Origin of the sequence: Pseudomonas chaetocerotis, assembly GCF_015712105.2 — a bacterium.
GTDB lineage: Bacteria > Pseudomonadota > Gammaproteobacteria > Pseudomonadales > Pseudomonadaceae > Aquipseudomonas > Aquipseudomonas chaetocerotis.
In genome coordinates, this window is record NZ_JACFYX020000016.1 from 98,498 (window position 1) to 121,633 (window position 23,136).

The following is a 23,136-nucleotide window of genomic DNA, read 5'->3' on the forward strand; positions in this document are numbered from 1 at the left end:
GAGCACGATCATGACCATCCGTCTGGGCGACGTCGCCCCCGATTTCGAACAGGATTCCAGCGAAGGCCGCATTCGCTTCCACGAGTGGCTGGGTGACAGCTGGGGCATCCTTTTCTCCCATCCGGCTGACTTTACGCCGGTGTGCACCACGGAACTGGGCTTCACCGCCAAGCTCAAGGACGAATTCGCCAAGCGTGGGGTCAAGGCCATCGCTCTTTCGGTCGACCCGGTGGACTCGCATCTGAAGTGGATCGACGACATCAACGAAACGCAGAACACCGTGGTCAATTTCCCGATCATCGCTGATGCCGACCGCAAGGTGTCCGACCTCTACGATCTGATCCACCCCAACGCCAACGACACCCTGACCGTGCGCTCGCTGTTCATCATCGACCCGAACAAGAAGGTGCGCCTGACCATCACCTATCCGGCCAGTACCGGGCGCAACTTCAACGAGATCTTGCGCGTGGTCGATTCGCTGCAACTGACCGACAACTACAAGGTGGCCACGCCGGCCAACTGGCGGGACGGTGAAGAGGTGGTGATCGTACCGTCGCTCAAGGACGAAGCCGAGATCGCCGAGCGCTTTCCCAAGGGCTACCGCGCCGTGAAGCCCTACCTGCGTTTGACCCCGCAGCCGAATCGCTAAGGACTGACCATGCACGTCGTGTTGCTTTCCGGCAGCCCTGCGGCGCGTTCGCGCACCGAAGTGCTGTTGGACCATGTACGCCAGCGTCTGCAAACGCAGCAAGTGGACGTCAGCCTGCTGCGGGTGCGCGATTTTCCCGCCGAGGACCTGCTGCATGCCCGCGCAGGCAGCCCGGCAGTGCAGCAGCTGCAGGCCGCGGTGGCCAGTGCCGATGGCCTGGTGGTCGGCACGCCGGTGTACAAGGCGTCGTTCACCGGTGCGCTGAAGGTGTTGCTGGATCTGCTGCCCGAGCGCGCCCTGGCACACAAGGTGGTATTGCCCCTGGCCAGTGGCGGCAGCCCGGCGCATCTGCTGGCTGTGGACTACGCGCTCAAGCCGGTGCTGGCCGCGCTGAAGGCGCAGGAAATGCTCTCCGGCGTGTTCGCCGTGGACAAACAGATTGCCTACCCGGAAGGGGACAGGCCCGCGCAGATCGACGACGAGTTGCGCGAACGCCTCGACGAGGCACTGGAACAACTGGGCGCAGCCCTGGCGCGACGGCCGAAGCCGATCGATCCGAACGTGTTGAACGACCGGCTGGTGAACGCCCGCTGGAGCATCTGAACCACCCGTAACACCCCGCCTTACTCGCCCGCCAACGGGCAAGCAGGCCCACACTCAACTTGCAAAGGAGGTCGCCATGGGCGCCAACACTTTGCGTCGGAGTCTGGTCGCCCTGTTTGCCGCGGCCATTTCCTTCGGCGCCATCACTCAAGCACAGGCCGCTTCTGATAACGAAAGCGTGTTGCGGATCGGCTATCAGAAATACGGCACCCTGGTGCTGCTCAAATCCAGCGGCGCGCTGGAAGAACGCCTGGCCGAGCAGGGTATCGAGGTGCAATGGACCGAGTTTCCCGCCGGCCCGCAGCTGCTCGAAGGGCTCAATGTGGGCTCCATCGACTTTGGCACCACGGGCGAGACGCCGCCGGTATTCGCCCAGGCCGCCGGCGCCGATCTGCTCTACGTGGCCTTCGAGCCGCCGGCGCCACTGAGCGAAGCGATTCTGCTGCCCAAGGATTCACCGATCACTTCTGTGGCCGAGTTGAAGGGTAAGAAGGTCGCCCTGAACAAGGGCTCCAATGTGCATTACCTGCTGGTGCGTGCGCTGGAGGAAGCCGGCCTGAGCATCACCGACATCACCCCCGTGTACCTGCCGCCTGCCGATGCCCGCGCTGCGTTCGAGCGTGGCAGCGTCGATGCCTGGGTGATCTGGGACCCCTTCCAGGCAGCTGCCGAGCAGCAATTGCAGGCGCGCACCCTGCGTGATGGCAGCGGCCTGGTGAGCAATCACCAGTTCTATCTGGCGGCGCGCCCCTTTGCCGAAAAGCACCCTGAGGTAGTGGTCGCTCTGGTGGACGAGATTCGCAAGACAGGCGAGTGGACTCGCGCCAACGTCGACGAGGTCACCGCCCAGGTTGCACCGCTACTGGGGCTGTCCCCCGAGATCACCCGCGCAGCGGTTGAGCGGCAGAGCTACGGCGCGCAGCTGATCACCCCGGAAGTGGCGAGTTCACAGCAGAAGATCGCCGACACCTTCAGTGATCTGAAGCTGATCCCCAAGCGCCTGAGCATTGCCGAGGTGATCTGGCGGCAGCCGGCCAAGGTCGCGCGGGCCCAGTAGAGCCCTCACCCCCCAGCCCCTCTTCCGGCGGGAGAGGGGAGCGAATCCAAGGAGCCCCCTGTATGAGCCTCAATATTTTCTGGTTCCTGCCTACCCATGGTGATGGCAAGTACCTGGGCACAGCCGAAGGCGCGCGCGCCGTCGATCACGGCTATCTCACTCAAATCGCGCAGGCCGCTGACCGCCTCGGCTACGGCGGCGTGTTGATCCCCACCGGGCGTTCCTGTGAAGACTCCTGGCTGGTTGCTGCGTCCCTCATCCCGGTGACGCAGCACCTGAAGTTTCTGGTCGCCCTGCGTCCGGGGATCATTTCGCCTACCGTGGCCGCGCGCCAGGCGGCGACCCTGGATCGCCTGTCGAACGGCCGTGCGCTGTTCAATTTAGTGACCGGGGGCGACCCGGACGAGCTGGCCGGCGATGGCCTGCACCTGTCGCATGCCGAGCGTTATGAGGCCTCCGTCGAATTCACCCGTGTCTGGCGCCGCGTGCTGGAGGGCGAAACCGTCGACTACGACGGCAAGCACATCCAGGGGAAGGGCGCCAAACTGCTCTATCCGCCTATCCAGCAGCCGCGTCCGCCGCTGTATTTCGGCGGTTCCTCCGACGCGGCGCAGGACCTGGCCGCGGAGCAGGTCGAGCTGTACCTGACCTGGGGCGAGCCGCCGGCTGCGGTGGCCGAGAAGATCGCCCAGGTGCGTGAGAAGGCGGCCAGGCAGGGGCGTGAAGTGCGTTTCGGCATTCGTCTGCACGTGATCGTGCGCGAGACCAATGAGGACGCCTGGGCGGCGGCGGATCGCCTGATCAGCCACCTGGATCAGGACACCATCGACCGCGCCCAGGCGTCGCTGGCGCGCTTCGACTCCGTTGGCCAGCAGCGCATGGCTGCGCTACACGGCGGCAAGACCGACAACCTGGAAGTGTCGCCGAACCTCTGGGCTGGTGTCGGCCTGGTGCGCGGCGGCGCCGGCACCGCGCTGGTGGGCGACGGCCCGACCGTGGCAGCGCGGGTCAAGGAGTACGCGGAGCTGGGCATCGACACCTTCATCTTCTCTGGTTACCCGCACCTGGAAGAATCGTACCGGGTCGCCGAACTGCTGTTCCCGCACCTGGACTTGGCCCAGCCGCAGCGCCCTGAGAGCCGCGGCTATGTCAGCCCGTTCGGCGAAATGATCTCCAGCGACATCCTGCCGAAGGCGGCTTCGGCGAGCTGAGGTGGTGCAACGCTGGTACAGGTTTTCCCGGATTGCATCCGGGCTACATCGGGTGCCGTAGCCCGGATGCAATCCGGGGAACAGACACACAGAATTCCTCGAGGCAAAAAATGCGCAACACGACCCTTCACAAACTGGCCCTGCGTGCCGCGCCCTGGGCCTTGCCGCTGGGGCTGCTGGCCGCCTGGCAACTGGCGGTGACCAGCGGCTGGCTGTCCAGTCGCATCCTGCCGGCGCCCAGCGCCGTGCTGGCTGCCGGCTGGGCGCTGCTGGCTTCCGGCGAAATCTGGCAGCATCTGGCGATCAGCGGCCAGCGCGCCGGGATCGGTTTCGTCATCGGCGGTGGCATCGGTCTGCTGCTGGGCTTTATCACCGGTCTGTCGAAATGGGGCGAGCGCTTTCTCGATAGCTCGGTGCAGATGATCCGTAACGTACCGCACCTGGCGCTGATTCCGCTGGTGATCCTGTGGTTCGGCATCGACGAGGCGGCCAAGGTGTTCCTGGTCGCGCTTGGCACGCTGTTTCCCATCTACCTCAACACCTACCACGGCATCCGCAACGTCGACCCGGCGCTGGTTGAGATGGCGCGTAGCTATGGTTTGTCCGGTTTCGCCCTGTTCCGCCAGGTGATCCTGCCCGGCGCGCTGCCATCGATTCTGGTGGGCGTGCGTTTCGCCCTGGGTTTCATGTGGCTGACGCTGATCGTTGCCGAGACCATCTCGGCCAGCGCCGGCATCGGCTACCTGGCGATGAACGCCCGCGAGTTCCTGCAGACCGACGTGGTGGTGCTGGCAATCCTGCTCTACGCGGTGCTCGGCAAGCTGGCCGACGTCGCCGCCCGTGGCCTCGAGCGCGTGTGGCTGCGCTGGCATCCGGCCTATCAGGCCAAGGCAGGTGGCCAATGACTGCGCTGCATAACATTCGTCAGGGCGTTCCTCCGGGCGGCGTTCCCCTGGCTATCGAGAAGATCGAGAAAGCCTTCGGCGAGCGCCGGGTGCTCAAGGGCATCGACCTGCATATCCCGGCCGGCCAGTTCGTCGCCGTGGTCGGCCGCAGCGGCTGTGGCAAGAGCACGCTGCTGCGCCTGCTGGCCGGGCTGGATCAGCCTAGCGGCGGTCAGCTGCTGGCCGGCAGTGGCTCGCTCAACGCAGTGCGCGAAGACATTCGCCTGATGTTCCAGGACTCGCGTCTGCTGCCCTGGAAGCGGGTGATCGATAACGTCGGCCTGGGTCTTGCCGGCAACTGGCGCAAGCTGGCCGAGGAAGCCCTGGCGGCGGTTGGTCTGGCGGATCGTAGCCATGAGTGGCCGGCAGCGCTGTCCGGCGGGCAGAAGCAGCGTGTGGCGCTGGCCCGCGCGCTGATCCACCGCCCACGTCTGTTGCTGCTCGACGAGCCACTGGGCGCGCTGGATGCGCTGACCCGCATCGAGATGCAGCAACTGATCGAGCGCCTGTGGCAGCAGCATGGCTTCACCGTGCTGCTGGTGACCCACGACGTTGCCGAAGCGGTGGCCGTAGCGGACCGGGTGATCCTCATCGAGGACGGCCAGATCGGCCTCGACCTCGATGTACAGCTGGTACGCCCGCGTCTGCATGGCTCGCCACTGCTGGCAGCACTGGAAGCGCGCGTGCTCGACCGGGTGCTGGCGCAGCCTGAATTACCCATACCACCGGAACCCGTATCACCCCTGCCCACGCAATTGCGTTGGGCGCTTTGACGCCGTAGCCCGGATGTAATCCGGGAGCGGTTGCAAGATTCCCCGGATTTCATCCGGGCTACATCAGTGGACCATCAGGAGAAACACCATGACCATCAAAGCCATCAACGTGCGTAACCAGTTCAAGGGCAACATCAAGGAAATCGTCATCGGCGATGTGCTGTCGGAAATCGACGTGCAGACCGCCGCCGGCATCGTCACCTCGGTGATCACCACCCGTTCCGTGCGCGAGCTGGAACTGCAGGTTGGCAGTGAAGTGATCGCCTTCGTCAAATCCACCGAGGTGTCCATCGCCAAACTCTGATCGGCGGATGATGCCTCCCTCGCTCCAGCATGGGAACCCAAGCCTGGGCGCTTTGCGCCCGCTTGCGCTGGTGCTGCACCCGCATCTGACGCAGAGCGTCTCTGGATGCATTCCCATGCGGAGCGAGAGGAACGATCAATCGCCACGCTGTAAAAGCCAGGTATCGCCCAGCCCTCGGAGACGAGGGCTGCACGACCTTATCCAGTAGAAATGAACTTTGGTTATAAGTGGTAAATAAAAAGATATTTTTCAGCTATATGATTTTTCTGCAGAATCGCGCCATCAAATAGCCTGCGTGCAGGCTCCTCTCTCGATAAGGACGCCTTAGATGCTGAAGAAGATCGTTCTGGCCACCGTGGCCAGCGCCACCCTGCTGACGGGCTCGCTGAGCCATGCTGCGGCCGATACGCCATTCCACAACGCTTCCTACGACATTGCCCGCGAGCTGTTCGGCGAGATCAATCCGCTGTTCGTCGAGCACTGGAAGCAGCAGAGCGGCAAGGAAGTGAAGATCATCCAGTCCTTCGCCGGCACTTCGCGCCAGGCGCAGGACATCATTCAGGGCAAGAAGGTCGACGTGGTCACCTTCAACCAGGTGACCGATGTGGACATCCTGGCCAAGCGCAAACTGCTGCGTGAGGACTGGGCCGAGCAGTTCCCCAACAACAGCTCGCCGTACTACAGCACCACCGCCTTCCTGGTGCGCGAAGGCAACCCGAAGAACATCAAGAGCTGGGATGACCTGATTCGCGATGATGTGAAGCTGGTATTCCCCAACCCGAAAACCTCTGGCAACGCCCGTTACAGCTACCTGGGCGCCTGGCTGTTCGCCAACGAGAAATTCAACGGCGACCAGGAGAAGGTCAAGGCCTTCGTCGGCAAGCTGCTGAAGAACGTCGAGAACTTCCCCACCGGCGGCCGTGGCGCCACCGTGGCCTTCGCCCAGAACGGCCAGGGCGACGTGCTGCTGACCTTCGAGTCGGAAGTGATCAACATTGCCAACGGCGACGAGTTCAAGTCCGCCAATCTGCAAATCGTGGTGCCGGAGGTCAGCGTACTGGCTGAGTTCCCGGTGGCCATCGTCGACAAGGTGGCCGACGAGCGCGGCACTCGCGAGCAGGCCAAGGCCTTCCTGGACTTCCAGTACAGCAAGGACATCCAGCAACTGCTGACCCGCTACAATTACCGTGTGCACCACCCGGAAGTGGTCGAGGCGACCAAGGCGCAGTTCGCTCCGGTACGCCTGATCAACCCGACCGAGGTGCTCGGCACCTGGGACGAGATCACCGCCAAGCATTTCGACAACGGTGGTATCCTCGACCAGCTTCTCTCGGCGGGCCGCTGACCGGGACGCAGGGCGGGTGCAACCCGCTCTGGTGTTACGCCACAGACCAACTGTCGCGTCGGACGGTTTTTCGTAGGGTGCGCCGCGCGCACCTTACCCTGAAGCATCCGAGCACATGTCGACTTGTGATTCGTGTTGTGACGCTGAGTAAGCATCGTAATGGTCCGTTGGCCGCCTTCTTGGCGGCCAACTGCATTTGTAGAGCCGAGCTTTTCGTGAGTAAACCGACGCTGTTCTTCCTGCAGACCCCGCTGTTGCCCGGCTTCGGCCTGAGCTTCGGCGTCAGTGTGCTGTACCTCTCGCTGGTGATCCTGCTGCCGTTGTCGGCGCTGCTGCTGTACGTCAGCGACATGACCTGGGGTCAGTACTGGTTCGCTATCAGCGATCCGCGCGTGGTGCAGACCTACAAGGTGACCATTTCGGCGGCCCTCTACTCGACCCTGGCGGTGCTGGTGCTCGGCCTGCTGCTGGCCTGGATCATCACCCGTTACGACTTCCCCGGCCGGCGTATCGTCGATGCGCTGATCGACTTGCCCTTCGCCCTGCCGACCTCGGTAGCCGGCCTGACGCTGGCGACGCTGCTGGTGCCCAACGGCTGGATCGGTCAGTGGCTGGGTTTCAAGGTGGCCTACGCCTATGCCGGTATCGTGGTGGCCATGGTGTTCACCAGTATTCCCTTCGTGGTGCGCACCGTGCAGCCGGTGCTGCAGGACCTCGGCTCGGAATACGAAGAGGCCGCGCGCACCCTCGGCGCCAGCCGCCTGCAGACCTTCCGCAAGGTGATCCTGCCGACGTTGGCCCCTGCGCTGGTTACAGGTGGTTCGCAGGCGTTCATTCGCAGCCTCGGCGAGTTCGGCGCGGTGATCATGATCGCCGGCAACATTCCCTATCAGACGGAGGTCAGCTCGCTGATGATTTTCGTCCGTCTGCAGGAATTCAATTACCCGGCGGCGGCAGCCATCGCTTCTGTGATTCTGCTCGCCTCGCTGACTCTTCTGTTCCTCCTGCAGGTCGTGCAGGGGCGTCTGTTCGCATGGCAACGGCAAGGTCGATGAAAAAACCTCAGGATTGGCGCCAGTGGGCGCTGGTAACCCTCGGTCTGTTGGTGGTGGCGCTGATTCTGCTGGTGCCACTGGCATTGATCTTCAGCAAGGCGCTGGCAGGCGGGCTTGAGCTGTTGTGGAGCAATCTGAACGAAGACTACATGCTCCACGCCATTGGCCTGACCCTGTTGGTGGCAGCGATCACCGTGCCGCTGAACCTGTGCTTTGGCATCTGCCTGGCCTGGTGCGTGACGCATTACGACTTCCGTGGTCGCAAGCTGCTGACCACGCTGATCGACATCCCTTACGCGGTATCGCCGGTGGTCGCTGGTCTTTGCTATCTGGTGGTGTACGGCCTGGAAAGCTTCATCGGCCGCTGGTTCTACGATAACGGCATGCAGCTGATGTTCGCCTGGCCGGGCATCGTCATGGTTACCGTGTTCGTCACTGCGCCTTACGTGGCGCGCATCCTGATTCCGGTGATGCAGACCCAGGGGCAGGACGAGGAAACCGCCGCCATGTGCCTGGGTGCCAGCGGCTGGCAGATATTCCGCCGCATCAGCCTGCCCAAGATCAAATGGGCGCTGCTGTATGGCGTGGTGGTGACCAATGCCCGCGCGGTCGGTGAGTTCGGCGCGGTGTCGGTGGTGTCCGGCACCATCATCAACCAGACCCTGACCCTGCCGCTTCTGGTCGACCAGCTCAACAACGACTACAAGCCCGCAGCCGCCTTCACCGCTGCCGGCCTGCTGGCGTGCATGGCGCTGCTTACGCTGTTCCTGAAAACTTTCATGGAGTGGCGCCAGCGCCGCCTGATGCAGCGCGCCGAGGCGTGATCAGGGCGCTAGTGCTGTGGTGGATGTGAAGAGCGACATCCACCCTACGGCTTTTGTTTCTTATCGCGGCTGAAGCCGCTCCTGCAATCGCCTCGTTTCCTGTGGGAGCGGCTTCAGCCGCGATGCTCTTCCACTGCGGCGATTTGCACCTGATTGCGCCCGCTGTGTTTGGCGGCGTATAGCGCCTTGTCCGCGCGCTCACGCAGTTGTTCCGCTTCGCTGTGCACATCGGTGCCGGCGATACCGGCACTGAGGGTACAGGAGAATTCGCCGCCATCGGCGATGAAGCGTAGCTCGGCGAAGCGCTCGCGAATCTCATCGACGATCTGCTTGGCCTGCTGCGGGTTGCAGTCCGGCAGTACCGCGAGAAACTCCTCGCCGCCATAGCGCCCCAGACTGTCGACCCGACGCAGGCGCTGGCGCAGCAGATTGGCCAGGGCGCGGATGACGTTGTCGCCGGCGGCGTGACCATGTTCGTCGTTGACCCGCTTGAAGTGATCGATATCCAGCATCACCACGCTTGCGCGGTCGCCACTGCGTAGCGTGCGTTCCAGTTCGATGGCCACCTGCTCCTTGATATCGCCATGCTTGAGCAGGCCGGTGAGGCTGTCGCGCGCCAGGGCGTTGGATAGCAGGCGTGCGCGCTGAGCGCGGGAGAACACGGTGGCGACCAGGACGTTGTCGGAAATCGGTTTGGTGACGAAGTCATCGCCGGCCTTGATCAGCGCGTTCATCTGCTTGCCGATATCGGTTTCCGCCGACAGGTAGATGATCGGGATGCGCAGCCAGTCGTCGTTGCAGCGGATGATCTGCGCCAGCTCAGGGCCGGTGCAGTCCGGCATGTTGACGTCGAGCAGCACCACTTCGGGATTGAAGTCGCGCAGGTGCTCGAAGATCTGCGCCGGGTCCTGAAGGATTTCCACCAGCATGCCGGCGTCGCGCAGCACCAGGCTGTAGCGGCTGGCCAGATCGCGGTCGTCGTCGACGATCAACACCCGGTAGGGCTCGCCGCTCTGCTGGGCGAAGCAGCGTTCCAGGCGGCTTTCCAGCTGCGGAATGTCCACCGGCTTGGCGAAGAAACCCAATGCACCGGCCCGGACCGCCTGCAACTGGGTGGCGAAGTCATCCTGGTGAGTCAGCACCAGCAGCGGCAGTGGCACCTCCAGGCGCTGCTGCAGGCCTGCGGCATAGTCCAGGCCGCTGCAGTCTTCGCTGGCCAGATTGACGTCGACGATCAGCGCGTCCGGTATCTGCTGCTCCAGGGCCGCATCGAGACTGGCGATGGAATTGAAGTGTTCGGCCTGATAGCCGAAGTTGTTCAGGGTCAGGCGCATGTTTTCGCCTACGGCTATTTCATCCTCGAGGATGTAGATGAGCCGGGACTCGGTTTCTCCGCGTAGCGCCTGTGGCACCTGCTGCTGCGCTGCGCCGGGTGCCTCGCTGCTGGAGGTCTGGTTGCCCAGGCGTTGCAGTGCCGCGATGAATTCGCTGAGTTCGTGCTGCAGGCGTTGCCGGTGTTCCAGCCAGCGCTCGGCCTGTTGCTCCAGCTCCCGGGCTTGCTGGCCGAGCTGGTCGAAACCGAAGGTGCCGGCGCTGCCGGCCAGGCGATGCAGCTGGTTGCGTAGCGCCTGCAACAGGTGCCTGCGCTGCTCGTCGTCGGCCTCGAGCAATTGCTCGCCCTGCTGCGTCAGTTGCGCAAGCTCCTGGCGCAGGCGTTCGGCGAATTGCTGGCCGAGCTGCTGCAGGCGTTCTTGCAGGGTCTGAGGGATGGCGTTGCCGTCGTGTTTATCCATGGCGTTGGCTCCAGATCTGTCGGATCTGGGCGGCGAGCTGCATGGGGTCGAAGGGTTTCACGATCACGTCGAGCGCGCCCAGGCTGCGGTAATGGGCCACCTCGCCGGGTTGGACCTTGGCCGTCATGAAGGCTACCGGCACCTCACCGATATCCACCAGTTGGCGTAGCCTCTCCAGCGTTTGAGGGCCGTCCATGCCAGGCATCATCACGTCGAGCAGGATGAAGTCGGGCGCGAAGCCTTGCACCTGATCGAGCGCTTCCTGGCCGCTGGCGCAGCTCAGCACCTGGAAGCCGCCGACGGCTTCCAGGGCGACCTTGGCCACGGCCTGGATCGAGGGGTCGTCCTCGACGTGAAGGATGCGCTTGAGCTCAGTCATGGCGGGTCTCCTTGGCGGGTAACAGGCGGTTGAGCATGTTCAGGAAGTGTTGCCCATCATTGCGCGATTTGGCCAGCGCCGCGCTCACCCCGGCGAACTCATGGCCATCCATCTCGCTGGCCGAGAGCACGGCCACCGGTAGCCCTGGCCGCTGGTTCTGCAGTTCGTCGAGCAGCTCCAGGCCGTTGCCGTCAGGCAGACCGAGATCGAGCAGAACCAGGTCGAAAGGCTGCTCGGCGAGCAGGCGACGCGCTTCGGCGAGGCTGTCGGCGGGAATGAACTCGGCCAGCTCGCGGCCCTGTTCGGCGACCACCAGACGCAGATCGTGATCGTCTTCCACGTGTAACACGCGTGGGCTCTGCGGCAGGTTCTGCAGGGCCTGAGCAAGGCTGGCGAGCAAGCGCTGCGGGTCGATCGGCTTGCTCAGCCAGTCCAGCGCGGGCACCCCGTCGAGCGCCAGGCGGCCTTCTTCACAGGCGGCCGATACCACCAGAATCGGCAGCTCGCGATAGCGCGCGTCGGCGCGCAGTTCCTGTACCAGTTGCATGCCGTCACCGTCCGGTAGGCGCAGGTCAAGGCTGATGGCAGCGGGTATTTCCTCGCGCAGGCTGGCGCGGGCTTCATCCAGGCTGTAAGCCAGACGCACGCGATAGCCGGCGTTTTCCAGTAACTGGCGCAGCAGGTTGGCGATATCCGGTTCGTCCTCGACCACCAACAGGCTACGCCGGCCGTCGCTGGCAGCGGGCTGGGCGGCTTCGGCCAGCGTGGGCAGCTCGAACCAGAAGCAGGCGCCCTGGCCTTCTAACGAGTCGAAGCCGATCTGTCCGCCCATGCGTTCGATCAGCTCCTTGCTGATCGCCAGGCCCAGGCCGGTGCCGCCTTTGCTGCGGCTGTCGCTGGCGTCGGCCTGGGAGAACTTGCTGAAGATGCGCTGGCGAAATTCGGCAGCGATGCCTGGACCCTGGTCGCTGACCTCGACGCGCACGCGAGTGCCGCGACCTTCGGCGCGCAGGTGCACCTCGGCGCCGGGCGGCGAGTACTTCACGGCGTTGGAGATGAAGTTGGCCAGTACCTGTTGCAGACGCATGGAATCGACCCTTACGAGGGCTGGCACGCAGTCGAGAAGGCGCAGCTTGACCTGGTGGCGGTCGGCGTAGGCCTGGTTGCTGTCCAGCGCTTCCTGGAGCTGGGTGGCAAGCGTGCAGGGTTGCAGGTCGAACTGCATCTTGCCTGCCTCCAGTTTGTCCATGTCCAGCAGATCGTTGATCAGGTGGCTGAGGCGCTGGCTGTTGGCCTGGGCGATGCCCAGCATGGTCCGCATGCTTTCCGGTACCGTGCCCAGTGCGCCGCCATTGATCAGGCCCAGCGAGCCGGCGATGGCGGTCAGCGGCGTGCGCAGCTCGTGGCTGACGGTGGAAACGAACTCGCTCTTGAGGCGTTCGATACGCTTGGCTTCACTCTGGTCCATGGTGGTGCCGGTGATGCGCTGCGGGTAGCCGTTGGTGTCGCGCTGGATGTAGCCGCGCAGCAGCACCGGCAGTTCGCTGCCGTCGACACGCAGCAGGCGACAGTCGATGGTGAAGTTGCTGGCGCCTGTGGACAGTGCCTGTTTCAGACGGGCGCGCGTTGCGGGCAGATCGTCCGGGTGTACCAGGTTTTCCCAGGCCCAGGGGTCATCGGCAAAGCCGGGCGGGCCCTGCTCCGGATAGCCGAGCATCTGCCAGCCATGGGCCGAGGCGAAGAAGCTGCCGGCCTTGACCTCGATATCCCACCAACCGTCATTGCCGCCCTTGAGCGCCAGTGCCAGGCGCTCTTCGCTACGGTGCAGCTGTTCGGTGATGCGCTTGGCCAACTGCTGTATCTGCTCGCGGCGCAGGCTCAGGCTGCTGATCAGGAAGAACAGCAGCAGGCTGATACAGCCCCCCAGGGCGAGCAGTGAGCCCTCGCCGCGATGGACGCCGTCGAGAAAACCCGGGGCGTAGTGAAAGTTCAGGTACCAGCGCTGGCCGAACAGTTCCAGCTCTCGCCGGGTGTCGGCAGGTCTATCGAGGGCGTTGCCGCTGCTGCTGTAAAGCAGGTCGGCGGCACCCGTATCGGGGCCGGCATAGAGCTCGAACTCCAGCTCGCGTTGGCGCGCACCGAGGATGCCGTGCATCAGGTCGTGCGCGCGGTAGGGGCTGTAGGCAAAGCCCCGCAGCGCGGCGAGACGCTGCTCGGGGGTGTCCAGCGGTTGGCCGTGCCGGTACACCGGGGTGTACAGCAACAGGCCCGGTTGGACCTTGCCGTGGGTTTCCTGCACCAGCGTGACACGGCCGGACAGACGGCTCTGGCCGCTGCGTGCAGCGCCCAGCATGGCGGCCTGGCGCACGGGCTCGGACAGCATGTCGAAGCCGAAGGCGACCAGATTACGTCCGGCGAAAGGCTCGATGTAGCGAATGGCGCTGTACAGCGTACGCTCGCCAAGCGGGCGCACGCGGAAGTTGGGGTAGCCTTCGGCACGCATCTCGGTTTCGAAGGCGTGCAGCTGTTCGGCGCGCAGCACCTGGCTGAACCCCAGGCCCTGGATGCCCGGGTAGCGTTCCTCCAGGTTCAGGCGGCGCGCATAGGTGCGCCAGTCGTCGCGACTGACCGCTTCGCTGGCATCGAGCAGGGCGGCGGCGCCGAGCAGGATGCTTTCCTGGTCATGCATGCGTTGGACGATGGCCGCTCTGATTTCGTCGGCAAGGAGCTCGAGTTGGCGTGTGGCGGACGCGCTCTGGCTCTGGCGCAAGCCGTCCCAGGCCAGCAGCGTGGTGCCGAGCGCCAGCGCCAGCACGCCCCAGGCCAGCAGATTGTTGCGGCTGAACAGTTGCCCGAGCAGTTGCAGGCGCAGCGTGATGTTGTCGTTCATGACTGCACCCCGACCTGCGGCAGGTCCAGCCAGAAGGTGCTGCCTTGCCCCTCCACGGAGTCGAAGCTGATACGTCCCCCCATGTGTTCGATGATCTCCTTGCTGATTGCCAGGCCCAGGCCTGTGCCTCCCTGGCGGCGGGTGTCACCAGCATCGGCCTGGGCAAACTTGCTGAAGATGCGCGGCTTGAAGTCCGGCGCGATGCCCTGGCCGTGGTCACGCACACTGATCCGTACGCAGCCATCCTTGGGTACGGCTGCCAGCTCCACGCTCTGTCCGGCGGCGGAAAACTTGGCGGCATTGGCCAGCAGGTTGGCCAGCACCTGTTCCAGGCGCTGGGCGTCGGCGGTTACCTGGCAATCGATGCCCGGCAGCAGCAGAAGTTGCACCCCATGATGCTCGGCATAGGGCTGGTTGTTGTGCAGCGCCTGCTCCAGCAATGGGCGCAGGGCCAGCGGCTGCAGATCGAAGCGCATCTTGCCGGCGACCAGCTTGTCGATGTCCAGCAGGTCGTCGATCAGCTTGCGCAGACGCTGGCTGTTGCTCTGGGCGATTTCCAGCATCTGCTGCATCTGCTCCGGCACCGCGCCCAGGGCGCCGCCGTTGATCAGGCCGAGTGAGCCGGCAATGGCGGTCAGCGGCGTGCGCAGCTCATGGCTGACGGTGGAGACGAATTCGTTCTGCAATTGCTCGCTGCGCTTGCGTTCGCTGATATCGCTGATGAATCCGTGCCAGAGCGTTTCGCCGCCAGGCAGGCGCTGCGGTGCAGCACGCCCCTCGACCCAGAGCGGACCGTGCAGCGGATGCAGAACGCGGTATTCCTGATGCCAGGTGCTCAGGCTCGCGGCTGAACGGGCGATGGCGGCGTGCACCTGTGACGCGTCGTCCGGATGCAGGCGGGCGAGGATTGGGCCGGCATCCTCGCTGACTTCTTCTGGCGTGCAGCCGTAAACGTCGCGGATACCGGCACTGGCATAGGGGAAGCAACTGCTGCCATCGGCGCGCAGCAGATACTGGTAGACCATGCCCGGCAGCTGTGCGGCGATGCGCTGCAGGCGTTGGCGCGCTTCTTCGCGCTGGCTGAGATCGTTGGCCACCAGCAGGTAGCCTTGAAGCTGCTGGCCTTCGGCGCGGATCGGCGAGAGATTCAGGCGCACCGGCAGGTGCTGCCCGCTGCGTGCGCGCATCTGCCCCTCGGTGCTCTGCGGCCCGCTGCTGCAGGCAGTGCACAGGCGCTCGTACTGGCCTGGCTCGAGCAGCAGCTGCGGCAGGTACCGGTCCTCCAGATCGTCAGGCGAATAGCCCAGCAGTTGCTGCGCTTCAGGGTTGCTGCGCAGCACTCGGCCCTGTGGGTCAAGCACCAGCACTGCGCTGCCGGCATTGTCCAGCATGGCCTGGTGCATGGCGCTCTGTTCGGCCTGGCGGCGCGCCTGCAGGCGCAGCTCGAACAGCTCCCCGGTCAGGTGTGCCAGGTGCTGCAGCTGAGCATGCTGGTGGCTGTCGAGGTGGCGCGGCTGGCGGTCGATCACGCACAGGGTGCCAAGCGCCAGGCCCTGGGCGTCGTGCAGCGGCACGCCGGCGTAGAAGCGGATATGCGGGTCGGAAGTGACCAGCGGGTTGTCGCGAAAACGGGCGTCATCCAGGGCATTGTCCACTTCCAGTGGCGCGTCGGCGGCCACCGCATGGGCGCAGAAGGCCAGCTCGCGCGCTGTTTGCTCGACATCCAGGCCAACCCGGCTCTTGAACCACTGGCGCTGGGCATCGACCAGCGAGATCAGAGCGATAGGGGTGTTGCAGATTTGAGCAGCCAGCGCGGTGATGTGGTCGAACATCGCTTCGGCCGGGCTGTCTAGCAGTTCCAGGGCGTGCAGGGCGTCCAGGCGTTCCTGCTCGTTGGCAGGGATCGGGGCTTGGCTCATGACGCGCTCCCTGTGATTGGTAGTTCGAACCAGAAGGTAGCACCTTGGCCTGGTGGCGAGTCGAAGCCGATATGGCCGCCCATGCGCTCGATGATTTCCTTGCAGATGGCCAACCCGAGCCCGGTGCCGCCTTGCTGCCGGGTGTCACCGGAGTCGGCCTGGGAGAACTTGCTGAAGATGCGCGTTTTGAAGGCTTCCGGTATGCCGGGCCCGTTGTCCGACACGCTGACGCGCAGGACCTCGTCGCAATGCTGCAGACGCACCTCGACGCTGGCACCCGTTGGCGAGAACTTGGCGGCGTTGGACAGCAGATTGGCCATCACTTGGGCCAGGCGCTGAGCGTCGACCCGTACCTGGGCGTCACCCTCGACTTGCAGACGCAACGCCACCTGGTGTTGCTCGGCATAGGGTTGGTTGTGCAGCAGCGCCTGTTCCAACAGTGGCTGCAGTGCGCGTGCCTGCAGGTCGAAATGCATCTTGCCGGCAACCAGTTTGTCCATGTCCAGCAGGTCGTTGATCAGGGCGCTGAGGCGCTGGCTGTTGCTGTGGGCGATGCTCAGCATCTGGCGCATGCTCTCCGGTACGGCGCCAAGGGCGCCGCCATTGATCAGGCCGAGCGAACCGGCGATGGCGGTGAGCGGGGTGCGCAGTTCGTGGCTGACAGTGGAGACGAATTCGTTCTTCATCTGTTCGGTGCGCTTGCGCTCGGCGATGTCGCGGATTACCGCGATGAAGCGACGCTGCCCCTGGTGGCTGATCTGCGACACCGCCAGCTCCATGGCGAAGCGCTCGCCGTTCTGGCGCAGGCCCTCCAGCTCGCGGACCTGGCCCACTACCCAGGCTTCGCCGGTGCGCAGGTAGCGTTGGATGTAGCCATCATGGGCATCGCGGTAGGGTTCGGACATCAGCATGCTGACGTTGCGCCCGGCCACTTCGCTCTGCCGACAGCCGAATATCGCTTCGGCCGCATGGTTGAAGGTTTCGATACGGCCCTGTTCATCGATGGTGACGATGGCGTCGACCACGTTATCGAGCAAGGTACTGAGGTAATGCTCGCGCTCTCGCACCGCGCGCTCGGCGGCGACGCGGTCGCTGAAGTCCTGGATCTGCAGCACGAAGTGCACGGGTAGCCCGTCACCATCACGCACCAGTGACACGCTGAGCAGTACCCAGAGCGTGCGCCCCAGTCTGTCGAGGTAGCGCTTCTCGATCTGGTAGGTGTTGACCCGCCCAGCCAGCAGATCGGCGACGCTTTGCCGATCTGCATCGACGTCGTCTGGGTGGGTGAGCTGTTGGTTGGTACAGGCCTGCAATTGCTCGCGGCTGTAGCCGAGCATGCGGCATAGCTCGTCGTTGGCCTCCAGCCAGCGGCCGTCCGGGCCGACCAGAGCCATGCCCTGTGGCGCAGTATTGAAGGCATTGAGAAAACGCCGCTGGCTCAGGCGCAGTTCGTCTTCCATGGCCTGGCGCTCGCTGATGTCCCAGATGAAGCCATCGATCCACAGGAGCTTGCCGTGGCTGTCGTACTCGCCACGCCCTTTCTCGCGCACCCAGACGTTATGACCATCGGCATGGCGCAGACGGTAAGTCAGTTCGAATATTTCCTGGCGCTCGATCGCCTCGTCGGCGCGGTAGGTGATAGGGAGGTCATCGGGATGCACGATGCTGAAAAAGCTGCGTACCTGGTTGTCGATGAAGTCGCTGGCCGGGTAGCCGCTGAGGTTGGCAATTTCATCGCTGACGTAGCGCATGCTCCAGTCGGCGTCGTTGGCGCAGCGATACACCACGCCAGGTAGGTTGGCCACCAGGCCGCGGAAGCGGCTCTCGCTCTTCTGCAAGGCGCGGGTGGCCTGTTGCAACTCGCTGATATCGCTGGCGATGCCGAGAAAGCCGGTGATCTGGCCATTCTCGTCGAACATGGCGCTGACAGTGAGGTTGACCTGGCGCAGGCCGCCGTCCCTGTGGCGATAGGTCCACTGGCGGGTTTCCGGGTCGCCGCCACGGGCGTTGTGTACGAAGACTTCGAAGCCTTGAATTGGCTGACCTGCCGTCTCGCTCAGCTCGGCGGCGCGGGTCTGGATTTCGTCCGCTAGATGAAACATCGCCGGAGTCTGGTGTCCGATCATCTCCTCGGCGCTGAATCCTAGCAGGCGTTCGGCACCGGAATTGAACAGGCTGATGGTGCCGCTGGCATCGGTGGCGATGATCGATACCCCGGTGGCCGAGTCCAGCACCGCCTGCAGATAGGCGCGTGCCGCGCGCACGGCGCGTTCCTGCTGCTGGCGTTCCAGAATGGCGCCAACCCAGCGGGCGAACAAGCCGAGGAAGTCACGGTCGGCGTCATCGAATGGCTGCATGCGTCGCTCGGGGTTGGCGAAGGCCAGGGTACCGAAAGGCTTGCCGCCTACGCGCACTGCGGTACCGATATAGCTTTCCAGGGCGAACTGGCGATAACAGGGGTGGCGCCTGTGCGGCGAGTTGGCCATATGGGGGATGGCCAGTACATCGTTCTGCTGCAAGGCCAGGCTGCAATAGGTGTCACCCAGTTCGAACTGCTGGCCGTCGGCGAGGGCACCGTCGGGAGATACCTGCACCAGCACCCGGTACTGCTCGCTTTCGATACGGCTGATGATGCCCAGCGGCATGCCGAAATGCTCCGCGCCCAGGCGCAGCGCCTGGCGCAGTTGCTCAGTGCGGCTCAGGTTGGGCAGCGCGGCGATTTCGTTGAGCGCACGCAGCGCCGCCTGTTGGCGCTGCATCAGGCGCTGCGTGCTGCGCCGGGTGCTGCGTAGCAGAACCAGCAGCAGGGCCTCGGCGCCGCACCAGGCGAGCAGCCATTTGATCACCAGCCAGCGCTTGTCGCTGCGGTGCAGATTGAACTGATCGCTGACGTCGTGCCAGATCAGTGCAACCGCCAGTGGCGTTGCGCTGGGGTCGTGACGTTGCCGGTAGCTGCTCAGTGCCATCTGATTGACCAGATAATGGCGTTCACCGTCGTCCAGCAGGCGTACGCTATCGCCCTCATCAGGTGGAGGCAGTCGCTGTTGCTGTTGCCAGGCCAGGACCTGGGGCCGCGAATGGTCCATCAGTCGCCAGCGCTGTCTGTCGCTGGCCAGTCCGCGTAGTTCTTCGCCGCTGCCCGAGTCCAGCAGCAGATCCTCGCGTAGCAGCAGAGCAACGCCGCTGTCGAATTCCTGGTCCAGCTGGGCGAGATCGTCGAGCACGCCCAGGGCCACTTCGATGGCCCCGATCTGCTGGGGACCGTTGTTGCCCTCGGCCAGCAGCGGGGCGATGGCGCGCATGCCGATGCTGCCGCGGGTCAGCCCCAGTCCGGCCTGGCTGCTGGCGCTGCGCAGTGCCTCCAGCACCATCGGGCGCCAACCGATCTGCAGGTCGCCGAAATGCTCGGGTTCGTGTACCCGCAACAGCACCTTCACGTCTGGCGCCAGGTGCACATAGAGGCGAAACGGCTGGCGTGCCTGTAACTTGCGCCAGCGCGGTGCCAGGCGGGTGTAGAGCTGGCTGCGAATGCTGGCCAGGTTTTCCAGATCGTTCACTGGCAGGGCGTGGGCCTGGCGCACCAGCTCGGTTACCCAGGCATCGGCAGCGATGGTTTCCACCAGCAGTTGGGCGCGTTCCTGCAGCCCATGCTGGGTGCTGTTAAGGGCCATGCGCTGAATGTCTGCCTGCTTGCTGATCTGCAGTTGCCAGAGGGCTTCGCGCTCGTTCAGCGCCTGGCGCCCGAGAAAGGCGAAGAACAACGCCAGGCACAGGCTGCCACCGATGACTATCCAACGGCTGGCGTTGAATGGGTCGAACCAGCGATGACCCGGCCTCGGTTTACTCATTCGTCGTGCCTCAGCTCAACCCGGCCAGGCGGCGCAGGCGTTGTACTTCCTGACTGTCGGCGCTCTGCAGTTCGACGCTGGCCAGACGCATGAGAATCGGCTCGCGGCGCGTGTTGCCGGGAGCCAGGCCGTAACAGGCGCCGATCAGTTCACGCAGCCCGATGGGCAAACGCCAGTCTGCCTTGAGGCGGTTGGCCAGTTCACCGCTGTACTGGCGCAGGGCTTGTTGCAGTTGTTCCTCGCTCAACGGCAGACCCTGATTGCGCCAGATCTGCGCCTGCTGCAGCACGGCCAGCTCTCCCATACGTTGCAGCAGGGCGGCGCTGTGCAGGGGGGTAGGGTCCAGCTGGCAGGCCTTGGCCAGAACACTGACCCTATTTACCAGGTCCAGCTGCGTCTGCATGAGGTTCTGCCCGAGTGTTCTCAGATCAGCGTCCTGCAGGCTGGCTACCGGGCGTAGCGCCAGGCCCTGAATCAGATTCAGCGCGGTGGCCGCGCCCAGTCGGTGCACTGCATCGGGCAGGCTGACGCAAGGCTTGCCGGTGCTGTTGTAAAGACTGCTGTTAGCTGCTGCGATCAGTCGCGCCTGTACGGCTGGATCCTGCTGCCAGGTTTCGCCGAGTTGCTCCAGGGTGCTGGGTGCTGCCGCCGTGTCGCGCAGTTGCTGAAAGAGTTCGTCGCACAGGGGCAGATCGATCTCCTCATCGGGCAAGGCACAGAGATGGTGAAGAAAATCCTCGTCGTTGTCTGCCGCCACGCGAGGCTCATCATCTTCGGGTAACAGACGGCGCAGGCAGTCCAGCACCTTGGGTACCTGGAAGGGTTTGCTGATAAAGGCGTTGATGCCCAGGGCGCGCACCTCGAGTACGCTGCTGCGGTCGGCGCGCGCGGTGATCATCACCAGCGCCACGTCACGGTTCTGGCTGCGTATCGCATTCAACAGCAGAGTGCCGCTGCCGTCCGGCAGGTTCCAGTCGGCGATCACCAGTTGAGCAGGTTCGCGTTGCCAGGCCGATATGGCGTCTGCCACGCGTACCTGGCAGTCGACTCGGGCCCCGGGGCGCAGGCTCAGTACGATCTGCTTGAGCAGATCGGCGATCCAGAGATCGTCTTCGAGAATCAGCACGCGCATGTTCAGCTCCTGGTGCTGGACTGGCTTTTCTTCGCTTCGATCAGCGTAGTGGCGTCGACGGTTCTGGTTGCTACAGGTTGCGGACGGCCAAAGTGGTAGCCCTGGCCGTAGTTGCAGCCTAGCTCGCGCAGGAAGTCGGCTTGAGCGGGCTGTTCGATACCCTCGGCGAGGACCTTGAGGCCCAGGCTCTTGCCCAGAGCGATTACCGCGCGGGCGATGGCGGCATCTTCCGGGTCGTCAGGCAGGCCGCGCACGAAACTCTGGTCGAGCTTGAGCTTGTCCACCGGCAGGCGCTTGAGGCGCGCCAGTGAGCTGTAGCCCGTGCCGAAGTCGTCGATGGCCAGGCGCAAGCCCAGGGCGCGCAGGCTGATGAGCAGTTTCTGCGCTGCATCCGGGTCTTCCATGATGGCGCTCTCGGTGACTTCCAGCTCCAGCTGCTCGGGCGGCAGACCTGTTTCTGCCAGTACCTGCGCCACTTTCATATCGAGTTCACCGCGGCTGAACAGACGGCTGGAGACGTTCACCGCGACGAAACTCAGCGCACAACCTTCGGTGTTCCAGCACACCATCTGGCGACAGGCCTGTTCCAGTACCCAGGTATCGATGGCGCCGATCATGCCGTTGTCCTCGGCAATCGGGATGAATTCGCCAGGAGCAATCAGCCCGCGTTGCGGGTGTTGCCAGCGCACCAGTGCCTCCATGCCCACCTGGCTACCGTCACGCAGATCATGCAGCGGCTGGTAGTAAACGCGCAGCTCGTCATTGTCCAGGGCATGGCGCAGGCTGCTGGCCAGTTCCACGCGTTGGCGGGCGTAGTCGGTCAACTCCTGCACATAGAAGGCATAGCCTTCGCGGCCGCTGCTCTTGGCCTTGAACAGCGCCGAGTCGGCGTTACGGAGGATCTGCTCGACGCTATCGGCATCTTCGGGGAACAGACTGATGCCGATGCTGGCGCCAATGTAGAGCTCGTGACCGTCGAGGCGAAAGAACGTTTCCAGGCTGCGCAGCAGGCGTTGTGCAAGCTCGGCGGCCTGAGCGGCGTCGGTGCAATTTTCGCTGAGCAGGCCGAACTCGTCGCCGCCCAGCCGGGCCAGCGTGCAGCCACTGGGCAAATCCTGCTGCAGGCGTTCGCCGACGCCCTTGAGCAGCAGGTCACCGACGTTGTGGCCTAGGCTCTCGTTGATGTGCTTGAAATGGTCCAGGTCGATCAGCAGCACTGCGCCGCGCAGTTCCTCGATCTTGCTGCGTTCCAGTGCATGGGCGACGCGCTCGGTGAACAGCAGGCGGTTGGGCAGGTTGCTCAGCGGGTCGTGGTGGGCCAGGTAATCCAGCTCACGCTGCGAACGCTTGAGCGCAGTGATGTCGGAGAACACCGCCACGTAATGGCTGACGCGCCCCTGCTCGTCGTGGATGACGCGTATGCATTGCCACTGCGGGTAGATTTCGCCGCTCTTGCGTCGGTTCCACACCTCACCGCTCCAGGCGCCACGGTTCTGCAGGGCATGCCACAGACTCTGGTAGAAGGCGGAGTCATGACGGCCGGACTTGAGCAGGCTGGGGTGCTGGCCGAGGATTTCCTCGTTGCTGTAGCCAGTGATGCGGCTGAAGGCAGGGTTGACGTGAACGATCCGCTGCTCGGCATCGGTAACCAGTACACCCTCCTGCGTGGCATCGAACACCGCTGCGGCCTGGCGCAGGCTGTCGTCGATGGCGCGCTGTTGGGTAATGTCGCTGGCGATGCCGATGAAGCGCTGTGGTTGGCCGTTTTCGTCTCGCAGCAGGCGGCCGCGCGAGTGAATCCAGCGATAGCTGCCGTCTGCATGGCGCAGGCGGTAGAGGTTCTCGTAGGACTGTTCGCTCAACTCGGCGTTGAGTGCATGCAGCGCGCGCTCAGCGTCATCCGGGTGCAGGCGCGCGGCCCAGTCTTCGCGGGTATTGCCCAGGGTTTGCGGAGTGAGGCCGAGGAGCCTGGCGTAGCCCTCGGAGAAGAACACTCGGCGTCTCGTCACGTCCCAGTCCCACAGGCCGTCGCGCGTGGCATCCAGCGCCAGGCGCAGACGTTCCTCGTTACCGGCCAGTTCCAGGCGTGCGCGGCGGTACTGCAGGGCATGGCGGTGCAGCACCAGGTAAAGCAGCGAACTGGTGAGCACGACGAAGAACAGGCCCTTGAGGGACTGCAAGTGCTCCTGTTGCGCCACGGACAGGCCCAGGGCGGTCAACAGATGATCGCTGAGAAGGATCCATAGAGCGGCGAGCAGCAGGTAGCCTAGGGTCAGGCGCAAGGCGGCGATGTCGATACGCATGGGCAAGCGGCAGCGCTCCCTTGTAAATGCTGGCCAGTATAGATGCTTCGCTGCTGAAACATTCTCATCTAAAAGACCAACTGGTTTTCTGTAATGGGTCAGGGATA

Annotated in this window: 17 protein-coding genes; 10 read left to right on the plus strand and 7 right to left on the minus strand. The window is 64.2% G+C overall.

The genetic code is table 11. From position 1 onward, the window contains the following. Nucleotides 1-10: 10 nt before the first annotated feature. The 10 genes from H3221_RS23205 (at nucleotide 11) to cysW (ending at nucleotide 8,765) form a co-directional block, all read left to right on the plus strand. Entirely contained in the window at nucleotides 11-649 is a 639-nt protein-coding gene (locus H3221_RS23205) for a peroxiredoxin (RefSeq protein WP_196476261.1), read from the plus strand. Nucleotides 650-658: 9 nt separating this feature from the next. Continuing rightward, nucleotides 659-1,252, plus strand: coding sequence for an NADPH-dependent FMN reductase (gene ssuE / locus H3221_RS23210; RefSeq protein ID WP_196476262.1), 594 nt, complete (start codon nucleotides 659-661; stop codon nucleotides 1,250-1,252). A 76-nt stretch (nucleotides 1,253-1,328) separates the two neighbouring features. Beyond that, nucleotides 1,329-2,309, plus strand: a complete 981-nt coding sequence (locus tag H3221_RS23215; protein WP_196476263.1) for a sulfonate ABC transporter substrate-binding protein — start codon at nucleotides 1,329-1,331, stop codon at nucleotides 2,307-2,309. 62 nt (nucleotides 2,310-2,371) lie between these two features. Further along, entirely contained in the window at nucleotides 2,372-3,520 is a 1,149-nt protein-coding gene (ssuD, locus tag H3221_RS23220) for an FMNH2-dependent alkanesulfonate monooxygenase (RefSeq protein WP_196476264.1), read from the plus strand. Nucleotides 3,521-3,630: 110 nt separating this feature from the next. Continuing rightward, on the plus strand, nucleotides 3,631-4,425 hold the full coding sequence (gene ssuC / locus H3221_RS23225; protein WP_196476265.1) for an aliphatic sulfonate ABC transporter permease SsuC: 795 nt from the start codon (nucleotides 3,631-3,633) through the stop codon (nucleotides 4,423-4,425). Then, nucleotides 4,422-5,237 carry an aliphatic sulfonates ABC transporter ATP-binding protein gene (gene ssuB, locus H3221_RS23230; RefSeq protein WP_196476266.1) on the plus strand — a complete coding sequence of 272 codons (816 nt, stop codon included), beginning with the start codon at nucleotides 4,422-4,424 and terminating at the stop codon, nucleotides 5,235-5,237. The genes ssuC and ssuB overlap by 4 nt, the downstream gene beginning before the upstream one ends. A gap of 88 nt (nucleotides 5,238-5,325) precedes the next feature. Next, nucleotides 5,326-5,541: a TOBE domain-containing protein gene (locus tag H3221_RS23235; protein WP_003464423.1), complete on the plus strand. Its 216-nt coding sequence runs from the start codon at nucleotides 5,326-5,328 to the stop codon at nucleotides 5,539-5,541. A gap of 328 nt (nucleotides 5,542-5,869) precedes the next feature. Then, nucleotides 5,870-6,886, plus strand: a complete 1,017-nt coding sequence (gene cysP / locus H3221_RS23240; protein WP_196476267.1) for a thiosulfate ABC transporter substrate-binding protein CysP — start codon at nucleotides 5,870-5,872, stop codon at nucleotides 6,884-6,886. A gap of 215 nt (nucleotides 6,887-7,101) precedes the next feature. Next, nucleotides 7,102-7,941 carry a sulfate ABC transporter permease subunit CysT gene (gene cysT, locus H3221_RS23245; protein WP_196476268.1) on the plus strand — a complete coding sequence of 280 codons (840 nt, stop codon included), beginning with the start codon at nucleotides 7,102-7,104 and terminating at the stop codon, nucleotides 7,939-7,941. Then, nucleotides 7,938-8,765, plus strand: a complete 828-nt coding sequence (cysW, locus tag H3221_RS23250; RefSeq protein WP_125836200.1) for a sulfate ABC transporter permease subunit CysW — start codon at nucleotides 7,938-7,940, stop codon at nucleotides 8,763-8,765. Before cysT ends, cysW begins: the two co-directional genes overlap by 4 nt. 113 nt (nucleotides 8,766-8,878) lie before the next feature. On the opposite strand, the gene H3221_RS23255 is transcribed toward cysW, so the two are convergent. From H3221_RS23255 to dibA, 7 genes are read right to left on the minus strand one after another with little or no spacing between them, the layout of a single operon-like run. Further along, nucleotides 8,879-10,558, minus strand: a complete 1,680-nt coding sequence (locus H3221_RS23255) for a diguanylate cyclase (protein WP_196476269.1) — start codon at nucleotides 10,556-10,558, stop codon at nucleotides 8,879-8,881. Continuing rightward, the gene (locus H3221_RS23260; RefSeq protein ID WP_125836202.1) at nucleotides 10,551-10,937 is read right to left on the minus strand and encodes a response regulator; all 387 of its coding nucleotides are present in this window, start codon (nucleotides 10,935-10,937) and stop codon (nucleotides 10,551-10,553) included. Before H3221_RS23260 ends, H3221_RS23255 begins: the two co-directional genes overlap by 8 nt. Further along, complete coding sequence (locus H3221_RS23265; protein ID WP_196476270.1) at nucleotides 10,930-13,827, minus strand: CHASE domain-containing protein; 2,898 nt, start codon at nucleotides 13,825-13,827, stop codon at nucleotides 10,930-10,932. Before H3221_RS23265 ends, H3221_RS23260 begins: the two co-directional genes overlap by 8 nt. Continuing rightward, nucleotides 13,824-15,746, minus strand: a complete 1,923-nt coding sequence (locus H3221_RS23270) for an ATP-binding protein (protein ID WP_196476271.1) — start codon at nucleotides 15,744-15,746, stop codon at nucleotides 13,824-13,826. Before H3221_RS23270 ends, H3221_RS23265 begins: the two co-directional genes overlap by 4 nt. After that, nucleotides 15,743-19,594: a PAS domain S-box protein gene (locus tag H3221_RS25710; protein WP_196476272.1), complete on the minus strand. Its 3,852-nt coding sequence runs from the start codon at nucleotides 19,592-19,594 to the stop codon at nucleotides 15,743-15,745. Before H3221_RS25710 ends, H3221_RS23270 begins: the two co-directional genes overlap by 4 nt. 10 nt (nucleotides 19,595-19,604) lie before the next feature. Continuing rightward, entirely contained in the window at nucleotides 19,605-20,726 is a 1,122-nt protein-coding gene (locus H3221_RS23285) for an HDOD domain-containing protein (RefSeq protein ID WP_196476273.1), read from the minus strand. A 2-nt stretch (nucleotides 20,727-20,728) separates the two neighbouring features. Beyond that, a complete protein-coding gene (gene dibA, locus H3221_RS23290) occupies nucleotides 20,729-23,029 on the minus strand; it encodes a phosphodiesterase DibA (RefSeq protein WP_196476285.1) in 2,301 nt (766 codons plus the stop codon). Nucleotides 23,030-23,136: the final 107 nt, after the last annotated feature.

What these genes read in the sequence shown, in the direction of transcription:
- H3221_RS23205 (WP_196476261.1), top strand. Translation starts at nt 11, where the DNA reads ATGACCATCCGTCTGGGCGACGTCGCCCCCGATTTCGAACAGGATTCC.
- ssuE (WP_196476262.1), top strand. Translation starts at nt 659, where the DNA reads ATGCACGTCGTGTTGCTTTCCGGCAGCCCTGCGGCGCGTTCGCGCACC.
- H3221_RS23215 (WP_196476263.1), top strand. Translation starts at nt 1,329, where the DNA reads ATGGGCGCCAACACTTTGCGTCGGAGTCTGGTCGCCCTGTTTGCCGCG.
- ssuD (WP_196476264.1), top strand. Translation starts at nt 2,372, where the DNA reads ATGAGCCTCAATATTTTCTGGTTCCTGCCTACCCATGGTGATGGCAAG.
- ssuC (WP_196476265.1), top strand. Translation starts at nt 3,631, where the DNA reads ATGCGCAACACGACCCTTCACAAACTGGCCCTGCGTGCCGCGCCCTGG.
- ssuB (WP_196476266.1), top strand. Translation starts at nt 4,422, where the DNA reads ATGACTGCGCTGCATAACATTCGTCAGGGCGTTCCTCCGGGCGGCGTT.
- H3221_RS23235 (WP_003464423.1), top strand. Translation starts at nt 5,326, where the DNA reads ATGACCATCAAAGCCATCAACGTGCGTAACCAGTTCAAGGGCAACATC.
- cysP (WP_196476267.1), top strand. Translation starts at nt 5,870, where the DNA reads ATGCTGAAGAAGATCGTTCTGGCCACCGTGGCCAGCGCCACCCTGCTG.
- cysW (WP_125836200.1), top strand. Translation starts at nt 7,938, where the DNA reads ATGAAAAAACCTCAGGATTGGCGCCAGTGGGCGCTGGTAACCCTCGGT.
- H3221_RS23255 (WP_196476269.1), bottom strand. Translation starts at nt 10,558, where the DNA reads ATGGATAAACACGACGGCAACGCCATCCCTCAGACCCTGCAAGAACGC.
- H3221_RS23260 (WP_125836202.1), bottom strand. Translation starts at nt 10,937, where the DNA reads ATGACTGAGCTCAAGCGCATCCTTCACGTCGAGGACGACCCCTCGATC.
- H3221_RS23265 (WP_196476270.1), bottom strand. Translation starts at nt 13,827, where the DNA reads ATGAACGACAACATCACGCTGCGCCTGCAACTGCTCGGGCAACTGTTC.
- H3221_RS23270 (WP_196476271.1), bottom strand. Translation starts at nt 15,746, where the DNA reads ATGAGCCAAGCCCCGATCCCTGCCAACGAGCAGGAACGCCTGGACGCC.
- H3221_RS25710 (WP_196476272.1), bottom strand. Translation starts at nt 19,594, where the DNA reads ATGAGTAAACCGAGGCCGGGTCATCGCTGGTTCGACCCATTCAACGCC.
- H3221_RS23285 (WP_196476273.1), bottom strand. Translation starts at nt 20,726, where the DNA reads ATGCGCGTGCTGATTCTCGAAGACGATCTCTGGATCGCCGATCTGCTC.
- dibA (WP_196476285.1), bottom strand. Translation starts at nt 23,029, where the DNA reads ATGCGTATCGACATCGCCGCCTTGCGCCTGACCCTAGGCTACCTGCTG.